This window comes from Curtobacterium sp. NPDC090217 (assembly GCF_044746705.1).
Lineage (GTDB): Bacteria > Actinomycetota > Actinomycetes > Actinomycetales > Microbacteriaceae > Curtobacterium.
In genome coordinates this window covers 387,320-403,531 of sequence record NZ_JBIVCR010000003.1, presented here as the reverse complement: position 1 = coordinate 403,531, position 16,212 = coordinate 387,320, and the positions used below count along the sequence as shown (strand labels likewise).

Annotated in this window: 18 protein-coding genes; 7 read left to right on the top strand and 11 right to left on the bottom strand. The window is 72.2% G+C overall.

Going from position 1 to position 16,212, the window contains the following annotated elements; all coding sequences use genetic code 11:
• Positions 1–276 precede the first annotated feature (276 nt).
• Positions 277–1,440, top strand: a complete 1,164-nt coding sequence (locus ACIPJ2_RS13770; protein WP_402729278.1) for a coiled-coil domain-containing protein — start codon at positions 277–279, stop codon at positions 1,438–1,440.
• Here the strand turns inward: ACIPJ2_RS13770 and ACIPJ2_RS13765 are convergent.
• Genes ACIPJ2_RS13765 through ACIPJ2_RS13745 form a run of 5 tightly spaced genes read right to left on the bottom strand, consistent with a single transcriptional unit; the run spans position 1,421 to position 4,731 of the window.
• Positions 1,421–1,699 (bottom strand): ferredoxin, encoded by a 279-nt coding sequence (locus ACIPJ2_RS13765; RefSeq protein ID WP_402729277.1) that lies wholly within the window; start codon positions 1,697–1,699, stop codon positions 1,421–1,423. The two genes, ACIPJ2_RS13770 and ACIPJ2_RS13765, sit on opposite strands and share 20 nt — an antisense overlap.
• Positions 1,696–2,949, bottom strand: coding sequence for an NADH-ubiquinone oxidoreductase-F iron-sulfur binding region domain-containing protein (locus ACIPJ2_RS13760; protein WP_402729276.1), 1,254 nt, complete (start codon positions 2,947–2,949; stop codon positions 1,696–1,698). Before ACIPJ2_RS13760 ends, ACIPJ2_RS13765 begins: the two co-directional genes overlap by 4 nt.
• Complete coding sequence (locus ACIPJ2_RS13755) at positions 2,946–3,509, bottom strand: ferric reductase-like transmembrane domain-containing protein (RefSeq protein ID WP_402729275.1); 564 nt, start codon at positions 3,507–3,509, stop codon at positions 2,946–2,948. Before ACIPJ2_RS13755 ends, ACIPJ2_RS13760 begins: the two co-directional genes overlap by 4 nt.
• Positions 3,509–4,435: an FAD:protein FMN transferase gene (locus tag ACIPJ2_RS13750; RefSeq protein ID WP_402729274.1), complete on the bottom strand. Its 927-nt coding sequence runs from the start codon at positions 4,433–4,435 to the stop codon at positions 3,509–3,511. The genes ACIPJ2_RS13755 and ACIPJ2_RS13750 overlap by 1 nt, the downstream gene beginning before the upstream one ends.
• A complete protein-coding gene (locus ACIPJ2_RS13745; RefSeq protein WP_402729273.1) occupies positions 4,432–4,731 on the bottom strand; it encodes a hypothetical protein in 300 nt (99 codons plus the stop codon). The genes ACIPJ2_RS13750 and ACIPJ2_RS13745 overlap by 4 nt, the downstream gene beginning before the upstream one ends.
• A gap of 118 nt (positions 4,732–4,849) precedes the next feature.
• On the opposite strand from ACIPJ2_RS13745, the gene ACIPJ2_RS13740 reads away from it, so the two are divergent.
• Positions 4,850–5,359, top strand: coding sequence for a GNAT family N-acetyltransferase (locus ACIPJ2_RS13740; RefSeq protein ID WP_402729272.1), 510 nt, complete (start codon positions 4,850–4,852; stop codon positions 5,357–5,359).
• Here ACIPJ2_RS13740 and ACIPJ2_RS13735 read toward each other — a convergent pair.
• The 3 genes from ACIPJ2_RS13735 to ACIPJ2_RS13725 form a co-directional block, all read right to left on the bottom strand.
• Positions 5,356–6,039, bottom strand: a complete 684-nt coding sequence (locus ACIPJ2_RS13735) for a CE1759 family FMN reductase (RefSeq protein WP_402729271.1) — start codon at positions 6,037–6,039, stop codon at positions 5,356–5,358. The genes ACIPJ2_RS13740 and ACIPJ2_RS13735 overlap by 4 nt on opposite strands.
• A 314-nt stretch (positions 6,040–6,353) precedes the next feature.
• Positions 6,354–6,623: a 30S ribosomal protein S15 gene (rpsO, locus tag ACIPJ2_RS13730; protein WP_070416523.1), complete on the bottom strand. Its 270-nt coding sequence runs from the start codon at positions 6,621–6,623 to the stop codon at positions 6,354–6,356.
• A 100-nt stretch (positions 6,624–6,723) separates the two neighbouring features.
• Entirely contained in the window at positions 6,724–7,170 is a 447-nt protein-coding gene (locus ACIPJ2_RS13725; RefSeq protein WP_281267423.1) for a VanZ family protein, read from the bottom strand.
• A 240-nt stretch (positions 7,171–7,410) separates the two neighbouring features.
• Here ACIPJ2_RS13725 and ACIPJ2_RS13720 point away from each other — a divergent pair, with 240 nt between their 5' ends.
• Genes ACIPJ2_RS13720 through ACIPJ2_RS13710 form a run of 3 tightly spaced genes read left to right on the top strand, consistent with a single transcriptional unit; the run spans position 7,411 to position 9,865 of the window.
• On the top strand, positions 7,411–8,430 hold the full coding sequence (locus ACIPJ2_RS13720) for a glycoside hydrolase family 6 protein (protein ID WP_402729270.1): 1,020 nt from the start codon (positions 7,411–7,413) through the stop codon (positions 8,428–8,430).
• Positions 8,431–8,483: 53 nt separating this feature from the next.
• Positions 8,484–9,551, top strand: coding sequence for a M4 family metallopeptidase (locus ACIPJ2_RS13715; RefSeq protein ID WP_402729269.1), 1,068 nt, complete (start codon positions 8,484–8,486; stop codon positions 9,549–9,551).
• Between the two features lie 41 nt (positions 9,552–9,592).
• A complete protein-coding gene (locus tag ACIPJ2_RS13710; protein ID WP_281267420.1) occupies positions 9,593–9,865 on the top strand; it encodes a protealysin inhibitor emfourin in 273 nt (90 codons plus the stop codon).
• 178 nt (positions 9,866–10,043) lie between these two features.
• On the opposite strand, the gene ACIPJ2_RS13705 is transcribed toward ACIPJ2_RS13710, so the two are convergent.
• From ACIPJ2_RS13705 to ACIPJ2_RS13695, 3 genes are read right to left on the bottom strand one after another with little or no spacing between them, the layout of a single operon-like run.
• Positions 10,044–12,287 (bottom strand): HelD family protein, encoded by a 2,244-nt coding sequence (locus tag ACIPJ2_RS13705; RefSeq protein ID WP_402729268.1) that lies wholly within the window; start codon positions 12,285–12,287, stop codon positions 10,044–10,046.
• A gap of 59 nt (positions 12,288–12,346) precedes the next feature.
• Positions 12,347–13,192, bottom strand: coding sequence for an aldo/keto reductase (locus ACIPJ2_RS13700; RefSeq protein ID WP_402729267.1), 846 nt, complete (start codon positions 13,190–13,192; stop codon positions 12,347–12,349).
• Entirely contained in the window at positions 13,192–13,563 is a 372-nt protein-coding gene (locus tag ACIPJ2_RS13695; RefSeq protein WP_281267417.1) for an FKBP-type peptidyl-prolyl cis-trans isomerase, read from the bottom strand. The genes ACIPJ2_RS13700 and ACIPJ2_RS13695 overlap by 1 nt, the downstream gene beginning before the upstream one ends.
• Positions 13,564–13,611: 48 nt before the next feature.
• Between ACIPJ2_RS13695 and ACIPJ2_RS13690 the strand changes: the two genes are divergently transcribed.
• Positions 13,612–14,931, top strand: coding sequence for an MFS transporter (locus tag ACIPJ2_RS13690; protein WP_402729266.1), 1,320 nt, complete (start codon positions 13,612–13,614; stop codon positions 14,929–14,931).
• A gap of 192 nt (positions 14,932–15,123) precedes the next feature.
• Positions 15,124–16,209 carry a YihY/virulence factor BrkB family protein gene (locus ACIPJ2_RS13685; protein ID WP_402729265.1) on the top strand — a complete coding sequence of 362 codons (1,086 nt, stop codon included), beginning with the start codon at positions 15,124–15,126 and terminating at the stop codon, positions 16,207–16,209.
• Positions 16,210–16,212: the final 3 nt, after the last annotated feature.

The window sequence follows — 16,212 nt, the reverse complement described above, 5'->3', positions numbered from 1 at the left end:
GGATGCCTCCTTGCGTCTGTGATGCAGCAGACCCGGCCTCGGGCACACGCGTGCACGTGCGCTCCACGACGCGGAACGCATGCCTGGCCAGCAGTAGAAGCAGTCGGGACGAGGTCGGCCCGCATGCCACCACCGATGACCAGCTTCGTGCCGGTCTGCGTGCGATGTTGTGTGTCGTCACGGGAAACGGTCCCCGGACGCCTCGACTTTAGCAGTCGGCGGTGAATCGACGGCGAGGCTCGTGGCGAACGGGCGTGTCCCCGATAGCCTGCGTCCATGCGTCGATCCCCTGCCAGACGCGTACTCGTCGCGGCCGCCGTGGTCGTCGGTGCGCTCGTCGCCCCCGTCGTGACCGCTGCACCCGCGAGCGCGACGGACTACCCGACCTGGCAGGACGTGCAGAAGGCGAAGGGGAACGCGGACGCCAAGGCGGCCGAGGTGAAGAAGGTCCAGGCAGCGCTGCAGTCCGCGCAGGCGGACGCCGCTGCCAAGTCGCAGACCGCGCTCGACGCGTCTGCGAAGGCGACGAAGGCCGAGGCGGACCTGAGCGAGGCCACCCAGACCGCCACGAGCCTCCAGTCCCAGGCCGACGAAGCGTCGGCGACCGCGACGCGCGCGCAGACGCGGGCCGGCCAGCTCGCCGCGAACCTGTACCGCGACGGTTCCACGAACCAGATGACCACGCGCATCGCGACCGCGAAGAACCCGGACCAGCTGCTCTACCAGCTCGGCGCGATGGACCAGCTGTCGAGCACGTGGGCCGGCGTGATGGACGAGGCATCGGTCGCGGCGAAGACCGCGTCGTCGCTGCACGACCAGGCGAAGCGCGCCGAGGACGAGCGTTCCTCGCTCGCACAGGCGGCCGAGGAACGCTCCGCCGCGGCGAAGACCGCCGAGCAGAAGGCGGACGCCGCCGTCGCCTCCACGAAGGACCACAGCAACGAGCTCTACGCGCAGCTCGCGTCGCTGAACGACACGACCGCCGCCACCGAGCAGCAGTACGAGGTCGGGCAGGCCGTCGCCGCCCAGGCAGCGGCGCAGGCGGCAGCAGCCCAGGCCGCCGCCGAGGCCGCGGCAACCACTCCGTCGACCGGCACCTCGTACCCGAGCACCTCCGGCGTCACGGTCGACCCGGCAGCCGCGAAGGCCTACGCCAGGAGCGTCCTCGGCAACTACGGCTGGGGCGACGACCAGTACGGCTGCCTCGTCTCCCTGTGGACGCAGGAGTCCGGCTGGCGCGCGAACGCCCTGAACTCCTCGAGCGGTGCGTATGGCATCCCCCAGGCACTCCCCGCATCGAAGCTCGGTGCGGCGGGTGCCGACTGGCGGACCAACGCGAACACGCAGATCAACTGGGGCCTCGCGTACATCAAGTCGAGCTACGGCACCCCGTGCGGCGCGTGGAACCACGAGATGAGCGTCAACCCGCACTGGTACTGACGAGTCGGAGCGCCTGCACCGGGCACATCGCGACGGCGTCCTGTGCCGCAGCGACGTCCGACGGGGCGAGCGGCACGTCGCGGGTCCGACCCCCGTCACGGGCGATCGGGAAGCCCCACTCGTCGCGGTCCAACCGCTCGGCGAGGAGCTCCGTGCAGAGCCCGCGCCCACGGCACCGCGTCCAGTCCACGTGCAGCGCCGTCGCCCCGGCGCGGGGGCTCGCCCCGGCGCGGGGGCTCGCCCCGGCGCGGCCGTTCATCGCCGCACCGCGCAGGTGCCGCCGAGGTGTGCCTGCACGTCCTGATGGAACACGCTGAGCGCACTCCGCACCATCCGTGCGACACCGTCCGGGTGGTGACACGCACCACGCCCGTCGACGAGCCCCGTCAGGCGACGCACCTCCCCCGCCAGGTCAGCGCCACGCGCACCGGCGGCCAGCGCCCCGAGCACGTCGGCCAGGCGCGGCAGCCCGTTCACGCACGGCCCGCACCGTCCCGCAGACGCCCCGGCGAGCGCCGCCGCGATGCGGGCCGTGACCGAGACCGGGCACGTCGCGTCGTCGAGCACCGCCACCACGCCGGCACCCGGCGAGGCACCCCACGGCCCCAGTCCGTCCGCATCGAGCGTCGCGTCGAGCGCGGCCGCCGGCACCCACGTCCCGCCCCATCCGCCGACCAGCACGGCTCGCGTCCGCGCGGGGTCGGGAACCGCCCTGGAGGCCCGGATCACCTCCCCGAGCACCGTCCCGCCCGCCACCTCGAGCACCACCGCCGCGGCCGGGTCACGGACGTCGCTGACGGTCACGAGACGGGTCCCGGGTGCCGACGCGGTCCCGATCGAGCGGTTCCACGCCGCGCCCCAGCGTGCGACGAGTGCGGCCTGCGCGAGGGTCTCGACGTTCGAGACGATCGTCGGGCGTCCGCTCGGGCCGCGTTCGGCGAGCCGGACGACCCGGTCCGTCGGCTTCCCCGGACCGCCGGCCACTGCGGATGCGAGCGCTGCGGCCTCGCCCGACACGAACGAGGTGTGCGGGAGCACCCGGAGCGTGATCGCGACTGCGTCGTGCCGCTCGGCGAGTGCTCGCTGCACGACGTCGGCGTTCGCCGCGCCGGTCGCCAGGACCGCGTCGGTCGCCCCCACGGCGAGCGCCGCGACGACGAGTCCGTCCAGCACGAGGTGCGGGCTCGTCGCGAGCAGGACGGCGTCCTTCCGGCTCGCGGGCTCACCCTCGGCGGCGTTCCCGATCACGAGGGGTGTGCGCCTGCGCGAGTGGACCGAGGCCGCCGTCTCGGTGCGCGCGGCGGCGACGCTCGCAGCGAGCTTGCGCGCGAGCGGGAACCCGGCTCCGCCGCGGCCGTCGATGCCGGCGAGCCCGAGCTCGTCGATGATGCCCGGTCGCACGGACGGCATCGGGCCGTGCGTCCGCACGTGGTCGGCGAGTGCGGGGCCCGGCGCTGCGAGGAGTCTCCGGACGCCGAGTGGTGGAGCGATCGCGGTGGTGGTCGTCATGGTCGGGCCGTCCTCTCGAGGTGGAACGTGCGGTGTTCGGTGACCCGGTCGGAGCAGCGCCACACGACGGCCCCGGTGACCGCTGCCGCACAGAACCCGGCGACGACCAGGAACCACGCCGAGGTCCCGTCCGTCCCGGTGCCGATCGCGTGTGCCATCGCCACCGGCCACATCGCGTACGCCGTCCAGTGCACGACGCGGAACACCCGCGGGCCGATCACCCGCCGGAGCAACGCGGTGACGACGAGGACGACGAGCAGGTCCACCGCGAGCGTGCCGAGCCCGAGCCAGAACCAGCGGTAGGTGCCGACGAAGGGCACGACCGTGTCGACCAGCCGCAGTTCGGCCTCGGTGTCGAGGAGCAGCGTCACCACGTGCACGACGACGAAGAGCGTCGCGGCGAGGGCGACGTCCCGGTGCACGAGCTGGACGGCGAAGCGCGGGAGGCCTCGGAGCGGACGGCCGCCACGCGTGACGATGCCGAGCACGACCGTCAGGGAGAGCAGCACGACGGCCGCCACGCCCATCCCTCGCCCGAGGACCCACAGCGCGGTGTCCATCAGGCGACCAGCCGTTCGTCCGGCCATCCCCCGAGGCGCACGACGTCTCCGTTCGCCCCCACCAGTCTCGCTGCGACGCCGTGCGCCCGGAGCATCGCGGGAGCACGGTGACCGCGGACGACCGCTGCGGTGGTGAACGTGTTCGCGAGGACGCACGACGGTGCGACGACCGTCACGCTCCGCCAGACCGGGTCAGCCGGCAGCCCCCACCGCGGGTCCAGGATGTGGTGCCGTGCGTCCCCGGCCTGCTCCCATCGGCGCTTCTGGGTACTCGACGTGGCGATCGACCACCCGGGCGACAGGGTGACCCGTTCGGTCGGGTCGTCGTCGAGGTCCTGCACCAGCACCTGCCATCCGCCGTGCGGTTCCGGACCCGCGGTGGCGACGTCCCCGCCGAGGGAGACGAGCACGCCGATGCCGAACCGGGCGGTGACGCTCGCGGCGGCCATGTCGGCAGCAGCGGCCTTCGCGGTGGCGCCGAGGTCGAGGACCACCCCGTGCGGGACCCGGAGGAAGGTGCCGGAGAGCAGGACGCGCTTCCAGGCCGGCCGCCCGTCGAGCGCCGCGGCGAGCTCCATCGGGGTGTCGGTCGGCGGGGCGTCGGCGAAGGCTGCGTCGTACCCGAGTGCGACCATGCGCGCCCCGAGCGTCGGGTCGACGTCGCCGCCCGTGGTCTCGGCGGCGTCGAGTGCCTGGTGGACGAGACTCGCGAGCAGGGGTGAGACGACGGCGCCGCGTTCGAGTTCCGCGGCACGGGAGCGCAGCTCGGAGTCGGATCGGAAGCGGCTGCACGCGTCGTCGACGGCGGCGAGGACCTCGCGCACGCACGACTCCGCTGCGGCGAGGTGACGGCGGTCGCGGTGGTCGAGCACGACCCGGGCGGTCGTGGTCCAGACGTCCCACGAGGTGACGGCGCGCACGGTCACGATCCCGTCGTCGTCGCGTCGCTGCCGCCGGTCGTGCCCTGACTGACGCCCGTGTCGGACGACGTCCCGGTGCCGGCGGACGTCCCGGTGTCCGTGGACGTCCCGGTGTCCGTGGACGTCCCGGTGTCCGTGTCCGTGGAGGTCGACGTCGACGTGCTCGTGTCACCGGTCGTCGCGGCCTCGGTGTGCCCGAGCCACAGCCCGCCGCCGGTGACCAGCGCCACCACGAGCCCGCCGGCACCGACCAGCGCGCTCGTGATCCGTGCGGACCGCTTCCCACTGCCCCTGGTGTCCATCGTTCCTCCTCGCCGTCACCACGAGGCTCGCGGCCGTGACGATGAGGACACCGGGCGTCAGCTGCGCCGCTCCCCGAGGAACCCTGTGGTCCACCTAAGAGCCCGGTACGGTGGACGAGTGGACGTCACCGTCGAGCCGCTGCGGCACGAGCACGCCGCGGCGATCGTCGCGGCGGAGGACGACGAGACGATCCGCTGGCTGAGCGGCGGACGCAGCACGGTCGTCGGCACCGAGGCCTACGTGGACCGACTCGCCCGCGAGGCAGCGGCCGGCGCGGGCAAACGCGCGTTCGCGGTCCTCGTCGACGGTGACTGCGTCGGCACCATCGACTACGACCCCGACGTCCACGACGGCCTCGATCCGGGCGACGTCAACATCGCCTACGGCATCGCCCCGTGGATGCGGGGCCGCGGCGTGACGGCGATCGCCGTCGGGCAGATCTGCGACCGCATCCGCTCCGGAGGTGTCGGGACCCGTGCCGCGATCCGCGCCGACGTCCGCAACACCGCCTCCGCGAAGGTCGCCGAGCGTGCCGGCTTCACCTTCGTCCGCGAGTTCGCGAGCACGACCGACACCGACGCGGACGGCCGTCCGGTCCGGTTCCGGCTGTTCGTCCGCCCGCTCTAGTGACCGAGCCCGCCGAGCAGGCTCGCGAAGTCCTGCACCTCCGGCAGGGCGTCCGCCTCCTGCGGTGACCGACGGGAGGCTCCGATCGCCCAGGCGAGGTCGGTCCCGGCCCGGCGGATGCGACCGTCCAGGGCCGCCTGGTCACCCTGGGTGCCCCAGTCGTCGGTCGCGGCGAACACCCCGGTCGGCACGACGGCCGCGCGGAGGTACGCGAACACCGGGCGCATCGCGTGCTCGAGTGCCAGGGAGTGCCGTGCCGTGCCGCCGGTCGCGCCGAGCAGGACGGGCATGTCGGCGAGGGCGTCCTTGTCCATCACGTCGAGGAAGGACTTCGCCAGGCCGCTCATGCCTGCAGTGAAGATCGGCGAGACGAAGACGAGCGCGTCGGCCTCGACGACCGCGGCGGTCGCCGCTGCCAGGGCGGGGGCCTGGAAGCCGGTGAGCATCGCGTCGGTGATCTCGTGGGCCAGCGGACGCAGGTCGACGTGCACGACGCGGGTCCCCTCCCTCGCAAGCTCGGTCGGCGTGCCCCGCACGACGCTTCGCGTCGTCGCCGAGCGGGTCACGCCAGTCCGGCCCTGCTCGATGGCGGCGACGGCGGACGCCGCCAGGCGGTCGGCGAGCAGGCGGGTCGACGACGGCTCGGAGAGCCCGGCGGAGACGACGGCGATGGTGGTCATGGTGACTCCCGATCTTCAATGCGTTTGCATGAACATCGTACCCAACCGGGCTCCCCTCGCAACCATTCCCCTCCGCGTGCGTCCCCGTCACGTCCCCAAAGCGACACTTCCCGCACCCCCACACCGTCAACAGCGCAAAGGCGACAAATTGCTGCCGACAGTGCGCGGCACACTGTCGCTTTGGCGGGTTCGGGACGACGCATCCGACGCATCCGACGCACCGGTGCGCCGGTGCGCCGACGCCGCCGGGCACACGGAGAACGCCCCGGGCCTCACGAGGAGGACCGGGGCGTTCGGTCAAGCGTTTCGGTCGACTATCGGCGCAGGCCGAGGCGCTCGATGAGCGCGCGGTAGCGGGCGATGTCGACGTCGGAGAGGTAACCGAGGAGACGGCGACGCTGACCGACCATGAGCAGCAGACCACGACGCGAGTGGTGGTCGTGCTTGTGCTCCTTGAGGTGCTCGTTCAGGTCGTTGATACGACGCGTCAGAACGGCGACCTGGACCTCGGGGGATCCGGTGTCGCCCGGGTGGGTCGCGTACTCTTCGATGATCTCCTGCTTGACCTTCGCGTCAAGTGCCATGGTGATCCCCTTCTGTCCGTTGCGCGGTGCCCACACCGGATGCGTGAGCGCTCTTTGTCCGCGGCCGTTCGACGGCAACCGCACAAGACTACCAGACGGGTTACGCGGTCCTGGCCCGGAGTCGACGACGACGCGGGGCCGGCATCAGACTGCGCGCGAGCCCGACGAGCGTCGCTCCGAGCAGCCCGCCCATGCCGTTCGACAGCACGTCGTGCGGGTCGGCCACGCGGTACGGCAGCAGTGCGCCCTGCGCGATCTCGATCCCAGCGGAGAGGCCGACCGCCAGCACGGCGGCGACGAACCACCAGCGGCGCGGCAACCACATCGCGGCGATCATCCCGACGGGCACGAACATGGCGATGTTCGCGAGGAACTCCGTCCGGTCGTAGGTGAGCCACGCGCCACCCGGGAGCTGCTGCGCCCAGACGATCGCGTGCGAGACGAAGGACTGCTGCGCGTCGGAGAAGACGTGTGGGGTCAACGTCATCCGCCAGATCACCCAGGCGTAGGCCGCCGTGAGGGCGAGCAGGAGGAGTTTCCGGAGCATCCGGACAGTGTGGGTCACCGGCCTGCGCGACACCTGGAGCGCTCCTGGGCAGGAGCACCGCCGATGCTGAGGGAACGCCTGCCCGTGGTGGCCAGGTGGGCCATCGGGGTGGAAGCATGGGGCCACGGGTGGAACAGGGCCGCCCGGAACCGCACGAACGCAGCGCCCGACGGACAACGGTCAGACCAGGGAGGACCGCCGATGCCGGACCACGAGACGAATCACCCGCGCAGGACCCGAGTGCCGAGCGCTGCCCGCCAGTGGCTGTGGATCGGCGGTGCCGCCGTCGTGGTGATCGCCGTCGTCGCGGCCGTCGCGCTCTGGCTCCCGAACCGGCCGAACGGCCCGGACGGCCGACACATCGTCGAGCGGAAGAGCGCCGCCCAGGCGTTCCCCGGTGGTCTCGCACGACAGCCCGCGAACGAGAACCAGCCCGGCATGCGGGAGTCAGCCGCCCGGCAGGACGGCGAGCAGGACACCGCCGACCGCATCGCCGTCATCGCGGACCAGCCGATCGCCACGTGGTTGACGAACCCCTCGGTCACCCAGACCCGGGAGACCGTCCGCGACGTCGTCTCGAACGCCAGGAAGCAGGACAGGACGCCGGTGTTCGTCCTCTACAACGTGCCCGACCGGGACTGCGGTCACTACTCGAAGGGCGGCACGACCGCGTCCGAGTACGTCCCGTGGGTGCGCTCGGCGGTGCGGGCGATGGCCGGGTCGAAGGCCGTCGTGCTGGTCGAACCCGACGCCATCGCGCAGATCCAGGTGTGCAAGCGGCTCCAGGACTCCCGGCTGCCCCTGCTCAGGAAGGCGGTGGACGCACTCACCGGCCACGGGCTGACGGTCTACCTCGACGGCGGCAACGAGAACCGCGTGCCGACGGCGTCGATGGCGAAGTGGCTCCGCGAGGCCGGGATCGACGAGACGCAGGGGTTCTTCACGAACGTGTCGAACTTCTACCGTGTCGACCAGGAGCGCGCGTACGCCGACCGACTGGCCGATGCCGTCGGTGGCGATCCGCACTTCGTCATCGACGTGTCCCGGAACGGTCAGGGCTGGCGTGGCGACTGGTGCAACCCGAAGGGCGCAGGGCTCGGGCAGGACCCGCACGTGACCGCGGGGTCGAGCCGGCTGGACGCCTTGCTCTGGGTGAAGACGCCGGGGCTCAGCGACGGCACCTGCAACGGCGGCCCGGCAGCCGGCCAGTGGTGGGAGTCGTACGCGCTCGCCCTGGTCGAGAACCGCAAGGGCGACTGACAGGAGGCCCGGCTCGGCCCCGATTGTCGGCTGTCGGGGGTTCCATGGTCACCATGACCTCCGCCCAGCCCCGATCCGTCGGCCGCCGATCCGTCGTCCCGCCGTACCTGCTGCGCGCCATCGCGGACGCGCCGTCGGACGCCTTCCCCCGCGCGACCCCCGCCGCACGCACGGCGTTGGCCTCGCTCGCCGTCGTCGAGGCACCCAAGCGCGAAGCACGACTCGGCGTCAGGCACGCCGCCGCTGCCCCCGACCGGTCGCCGCAGCGGAGCATCTTCGACGCGCACGGGTCGACCTCGCTCCCCGGCACCCTCGTCCGCAGCGAAGGAGCCCCGGACACCGGTGACGCGGCCGTGGACGAGGCGTACGCGGGCCTCGGTGCGACCCACGCCTTCTGGCTCGACGTGTTCGGGCGGGTGTCGATCGACGGCGCCGGGCTCCCCCTCGACGCGAGCGTGCACTACGGGAACGACTACGACAACGCCTACTGGGACGGCACGCAGATGGTGTTCGGCGACGGGGACGGCGAGGTCTTCGAGCGCTTCACGATCGCCCTCGACGTCATCGGGCACGAGCTCGCACACGGGGTCACCCAGTACACGGCCGACCTGACCTACCAGGGACAGTCCGGGGCGCTCAACGAGTCGGTGAGCGACGTGTTCGGCTCCCTCGTCGCGCAGTACGCCGCAGGTCAGACCGCCGACCAGGCGAGCTGGCTCATCGGCGAGGGCCTCTTCACGCCGGCCGTGCACGGGGTGGCGCTCCGGTCCATGAAGGCACCGGGTACCGCGTACGACGACCCGGTGCTCGGCAAGGACCCGCAGCCGGCGACCATGGCCGGGTACGTCGACACCGAGGACGACTCGGGCGGCGTCCACACGAACTCCGGCATCCCGAACCACGCGTTCTTCCTCGCGGCGACGGCGATCGGCGGTCGTGCGTGGGACGGCGCCGGCGCGGTGTGGTGGGACGCGCTCACTTCGGCGGAGGTGACGGCATCGATCGACTTCGCCGGCTTCGCCCGCGTCACGGTGTCGGCTGCCGACGCCCGGTTCGGGGCAGACTCCCGCGAGTCGTCCGCCGTCACCGATGCGTGGCGCACGGTCGGTGTGCTCCCCTGATCTCCCGGCCGGACCGTGCCGAGCGGGGGTATTTTCGGGGCATGCACATCGTCGTCCGCCGGAGTGGTGGGGTCGCCGGCCTCACGCGTGGGTGGCGCGTGGACACGGAGTCCTGCGACGACCCGGACGGCTGGTACGACCTCGTCGACGCCCTCCCCCGCGAGCCGCCGGTCCGACGCCGGGGACGGGTACCGGACGACTTCGAGTGGACGATCACCGTCGCCAGGACCACCGTGCGGATGCCGGGCAGCCAGCTCGACGGCCAGTGGGCCGCGCTCGTGGACCGGGTGCGTGCCGAGGGCGACCCGACCTGACGGACCCGATCGGGGCCTCCCGTCCGGCGTCCGCGACCCGTTCGCACCCCGCCCCGCCTCGCCCATGCTTCAGCCCGTTCGCGCCCCGTTGCGAACATCGCGCCCCGTCGTGACGGGGCGCGATCTTCGTGCGGGGGCGCAATCGGCGAACGACCAGGGACGCCTGCCCCCGGACTGGTCAGGCGACGTCGATGACCGTCAGGCGACGCGTCGGACGCGTCATCGCGACGTAGACCGCGGCGGCCGCGCGGGCCGCGTCGTCCCCGACGCCGTCCGGGTCCACGAGCAGCACGCCGTCGAACTCCAACCCCTTGGCGTCGGCACCGGTGAGCACCGTGACCGATCCCGGACGCGGTGACCCGAGGCTCCGGACGTCGAGGTCGCCCTGCGCCAGACGCTGTCGCACGACGTCGACCTGGGTGTCCGGCACGATGACGCCCATCGTCCCCGAGCCGATGTGCTCGCGCTCGGACGCCACCGTCGTGACGATGGTGTCGAGGACCTCGGCGCGGGTCGCTCGGAGCCGCACGACGGGGTCGCCGTCCCGGACCGCCTGGTTCGCGGTGACCGTGAGCCCGGCGGACGCGGCGAACGCACCCGCTGCCTCGACGATGGATCGCGGGGTGCGGTAGTTGACCGTGAGTTCCTCGACACGGTGGTCGAGCGGCACCTGCGGGGCACGACCCCGACGGCGTCGGGCGAGCGCGCCGATGACGTCGTCCCAGGTGCGGGCGGCTCCCGGCGAGGACCCCTGCGCCATGTCGCCGACGATCGTGAACGATCGGAGCGGGTTGCGGCGGGCCAGCACGCGCCACTGCATCGGGGAGAGCTCCTGCGCCTCGTCGACGACGATGTGGCCGTACGTCCACTCCCGGTCCTCGGCGGCGCGCTCCGCGGTGCTCCGGGGGTCGCCGCCCTCGGCGAAGGCGCCGGCGACCTGCTCGGCGGTGACGATGCCCTCGACGCCCATGTTCTCGATGGCCTGTCTGGCGTTCTCGATGTCCCGGTTGCGACTCGCCTTCGCCTGGCGCTTCGCGGCACCGCCCGTCGGGTCGAACGTGCCGAGGAGCTCGGCGGCCTCGTCGAGGAGCGGGACGTCCTCGACCGTGAACGTCGCCCCGCGCTCCCGCGACAGCAGGGCACGGCGCTCGGGAGTCCAGTTCGGCGTGAGCGACGCGAGCCAGTTCGGCCGGGCGTACAGGTCCTCGAGCAGCTTCTCCGCCGGGAGCGGCAGCCACGCGGTGTTGAGCAGCACGCGCGCGTCGTACGACGAGCGGATGTCCTCGCGCAGGACCTTGATGTCCGCGTCGTCGACGGTGGTGCCGCGCTCGCGGAGCTGGTCGGCCAGGAGCTTCGTCATGGCGTCGAGCGCGATCTTGTTGAACGTGACCCTGGCGACGTTGTGGGGCTTCCCACGGTCCTGGGCACGGCGCATCGCGTCCGCGACGAGCTGCGGCGGGACGACGAGCCGTTCACCCTCGACGTCGAGGGTCACCGATTCCGTGGGGACGACCTGCCGCGAGCGGACCGCGCGACGGAGCAGGTCGGCGATCTCCGCCGAGCCCTTCACCGCGGCGGTGTCCCGACGGTCGTGCGTCGTCGCGTGCACACCGGGGTAGAGCGACCCGAGCGAGGCCATCACGACGCCGGTCTCCCCGAGGGACGGCAGCACCTGCTCGATGTAGGTCAGGAACGCCGGGGACGGCCCGACGACGAGCACGCCAGAGCCCCGGAGCCGCTCGCGGTAGGAGTACAGCAGGTACGCGGCGCGGTGCAGCGCGACGGCGGTCTTGCCCGTGCCGGGTCCGCCCTGCACGATGAGGACGCCCTCGAGCGGCGAGCGGATGATGCGGTCCTGCTCGCCCTGGATGGTCGCGACGATGTCGGTCATCCGGCCGGTGCGCTCGGCGGTGACCGCGGCGAGCAGTGCACCCTCGCCCTGCAGGTGCGTGCGCTCGTCGTCGTAGAGCGTGGCGTCGAAGACCTCGTCCTCGACGCCGACGACCGATCGGCCCTCGAGCGAGAGGTGCCGACGGGCACGCATGCCCATCGGGTGCGCGGCAGTGGCCTGGTAGAAGGCGCTGGCACCGGGCACGCGCCAGTCGAGCAGGAGCGGGCGGTGGTCCCGATCGCGGAGCCCCACGCGGCCGATGTACCGGAAGGCGTCCTCGCCAGCGGGGGGATCGGCGACCTCGAGCCGACCGAAGACGAGCCGGTCCCCGACGCGCTCGAGCGTCTGGATGGTGTCCTCGTAGAGCTTGGCGAACGCGTCACGCTCGCTGCGGCTCTGGTGGTTCCCACCGACCGCCTGACGGCGGGTCTCGGTGAGGCGTTGTCCGGCCTCGGCGGTCAGTTCGTCGAGTCGGGCGAAGAGCCCGTCGACGTACGTACGCTCACGGTCGATCTCGGTCGGTTCGGACACACGCCACCCTTCGGGACAGGGGTATCCAGTGTAGTCCCCCTGCCCCCGGGCAGCTGTCGCTACATCTCTTCGTGGGTGTCCGGGTCGCCGTCCCAGAGCCGGCCGCGCTCGAGACCGGAGATCGCCGAGACCTCGTCGTCGGAGAGCGTGAACCCGAACACGTCGAGGTTCTCGCGCTGCCGGTCGACGTCGCCGGACTTCGGCACCGGGATCGCGCCGAGCTGGGTGTGCCAGCGCAGCACGACCTGCCCGGGGGTGACCCCGTGTGCGGCAGCCGCAGCGGTGATCGGTTCCTCGGTGAGGAGCTCGGACCGCTTGGCGAGCGGGCTCCAGCTCTCGGTGACGATCCCGAGGTCGGCGTGCACCGCTCGCAGGTCCGCCTGGGGGAAGTACGGGTGCAGCTCGACCTGGTTCACCGCGGGGGCCACCCCGGTCGCGTCGATGATGCGTGCGAGGTGCGCGGGCGTGAAGTTCGAGACGCCGATCGAGCGGACCTTGCCGCTGTCGCGGAGGTCGACGAACGCCTTCCACGTGTCCACGAACTTGTCCACCGACGGGTTCGGCCAGTGGATCAGGTACAGGTCGACGTACTCGAGGCCGAGGTTCCCCAGGGTCTCGTCGATCGACTTGTGCGCTTCGTCCCAGCCGTGGTGGCGACCGGGGAGCTTCGACGTGACGAAGAGCTCGTCGCGCGGGACGTCCGACTCCCGCACCGCACGACCGACGGCGTCTTCGTTGCCGTAGTTCAGCGCGGTGTCGAGCAGGCGGTACCCGCTCGCGATGCCGGTGCCGATCGCGGCAGCGCCCTCGTCGCCGTCGAGCGAGTAGGTGCCGAGGCCCAGCACGGGCATCTGGTGCCCGTCGTTGAGCTCGACCGTCGGGGCGAGCGGGACGGCCGCCGCCATCAGCGCACCCCGAGCAGGTCGATCACGAAGATCAGGGTCTTGCCGGACAGGAAGTGTCCGCCGCCGGCCGGGCCGTAGGCGAGCTCCGGCGGGACGACGAGCTTGCGACGTCCGCCGACCTTCATGCCGGGGATGCCCTCCTGCCAGCCGCGGACGAGCGCCGCGAGCGGGAAGTCGATCGGCTCGCCGCGGTTCCACGAGCTGTCGAACTCCTCGCCGGACTCGTACTCGACGCCGGCGTAGTGCACCTTCACGGTCGAGCCGGCGGACGCTTCGTCCCCGGTGCCCTCGACGATGTCGGTGATGACGAGGTCGGTGGGGGCCGGGCCCTCGGGGGCGTCGAACTCGGGCTTGCTGTTCAGGTCAGTCATGCCGCAAGTCAACCAGAGACGGCGGACAGCCCCCAGAATGGTTCCACCGTGACACAACCCACCCCAGCACCGCCGCGCCGCCGCGTCTTCGCCGACCTCACCCCGCTCCGCCGGTCCCCTGCGTTCGCCCGACTCTGGGCGGGCACCGCGATCGCCGGCATCGGGACGCAGATGACGACCGTCGCCGTCGGCCTCGAGGTGTACGACATCACGCACTCGACCTTCGCCGTCGCACTCGTCGGCGTGATCGCGCTCCTGCCGATGATCGTCGCGGGCCTCTACGGCGGGATGCTCGCCGACGCGTTCGACCGGCGCACCGTGGCACTGGTGTCGAGCATCGTGGCCTGGGCCGCTGTCGCCCTCATCGCCACGCACTCGTGGCTCGGTCTGCACAGCGTCGCGCTGCTCTACGTCCTCGCGACCGTGAACGCCGTCGCGGCGACCGTGAGCAACGCCTCGCGCTCCGCGATCGTGCCGAGGCTCGTCGGCACCGACCTGCTCCCGGCGGCGAGCGCCCTCGGCGGCATCGCCTCGGGCTTCCAGGTCACGGTTGGCCCCGCGATCGCCGGTGTCCTCATCGCGTCGGTCGGGTTCGCGCCGACCTACACCATCGACGTCGTGCTGTTCACGTTCGCGTTCGCCGGGGTGTTCACGCTGCCGAGGATGGCCGCCGACCACGGTGCCCTGAAGCCCGGGCTCGGATCCCTCGTCGAGGGCGCCAGGTTCCTCCGGAAGTCCCGCAACATCACGATGACGTTCGTCCTCGACATCGTCGCGATGACCTTCGGGCAGCCCCGCGTGCTCTTCCCCGCGATCGGCGCCCTGGTGATCGGCGGCGGCGCCGTCACGGTCGGGACGCTCACCGCCGCCTACGCCGTCGGTGCGCTGCTCTCGAGCGTGTTCTCCGGCCCGCTCGGCCACGTCCGCCGTCAGGGCGAGGCCGTCGGTTGGGCGATCACGGCCTACGGTGCCGCGATCGCCGCGTTCGGCGTGGTCGTCGCCCTCGCGCACGCGCTCGGAGGCCGCGCCGGCGACTCGTTCAGCACCGGGATCCTGCCGGCGCTCGGGTTCGCCGCGCTCTTCCTCGCCCTGGCCGGCGGCGCGGACAACGTCAGCTCGGTGTTCCGGAACACGATCCTGCAGTCCGCGTCGCCCGACGGCATGCGCGGACGGCTGCAGGGCATCTTCATCGTCGTCGTCACCGGCGGCCCTCGGCTCGGCGACCTGTACGCCGGTCTGGTCGTCGCCGCGGGCATCGCCGTCCCGCCGATCCTCGGCGGCGTCGCGATCATCGGTCTCGTCGCGCTGCTCCTGCGCCTCGTCCCGTCGTTCCGCCGCTACGACGCCCTGCACCCCCACGCGAACTGACCCGCGAGTCTCGCCCGGCCTCCGCCCGGGCCCCGCGAAAGCGACAGTCTGCGACGGAAGTTCCGCAGCAGAGTGTCGCTTTCGCGGAACAACCGTCCGGCAGTTCCGGGACAGTGTCGCTTTCGCGGACCGGACCGGACCGGAAGCAACCAAGCACCGGACCAGGGCGCGTGGACGGGTAGATTCGTCCACATGCCGGACCCGACTGCGCGCGAGCTCCAGCGGACCGGGGTCCGCGCCGTCGTGCGCCGCACCTACCACTCGGTGATCCGGCACCGTGTCGTCGACGCAGCAGCCTCCCTGACGTTCTTCGCCCTGCTGACCGTGTTCCCGACGACGCTCACCGTGGTGTCGGCGCTCGCGATCGTGGACCGGGCCGGGGACAGCCTGGCGGACATCATCGAGATCATCGGCTTCATCGTGCGGCCGGAGACCGCCGAGCACCTCGAACAGCCACTGCGCCAGCTCCTGACGCTCGACAACCCGTGGCTCGGGTTCTCGACCGGCGTCGTGCTGACGCTGTGGTCGCTGTCCGGGTACGCGACCGCCTTCGGCCGAGCGATGAACACCGCGTACGAGGTCGAGGAGGGCCGCCGGATCTGGAAGTTCCGCAGCATGATGCTCCTCGTCACGCTGCTCGTCATGGTCGGCGGCGCGATCGCCATCGTCATCCTGCTCGGGACCCCGACCATCTCGGCCGCGATCGTCCACCAACTGGGCTGGGCGACGTGGGTCGACGACCTCTGGAACGTCGTGAAGTGGCCGATCCTGGCGGTGGACCTCGTCGTGATGGTCGCCGTGCTCTACTACGCGACGCCGAACGTGAAGACGCCGCAGCTGCGGTGGGTGTCCGCCGGCGCCGCGTTCGCCATCGTGGCGTGGGCGATCGCCACGTTCGGGTTCTCCCTCTACGTCGAGACCGTCGGCGGCGGCAACCGGGCGTACGGCTGGCTCGGCGGCGCGATCCTGCTGCTCGTCTACCTGTACCTCTCGAACTTCGTGCTCGTCGTCGGCGGCGAGCTCGACTCCGAGGTGATCCGGATGCGGCAGCTCCTCGCCGGGATCGAGGCCGACGAGGCCATCCGGCTCCCGCTCCGCGACGTCACGCGCAACTTCACACTCGCTCGCTGGCGTGACGCCGACGTCGCAGCGGCGCACGAGGTCAGGACCGCGGCGGCACGCCTCCCCCAGGCCGAACCGCACGACGAGGAGCAGGAGCGCCTCCGCACGGTCTCCGACCAGGTCAGGGTCGGCGAGCCGCCGATGCCCCTTCCCTAGCCG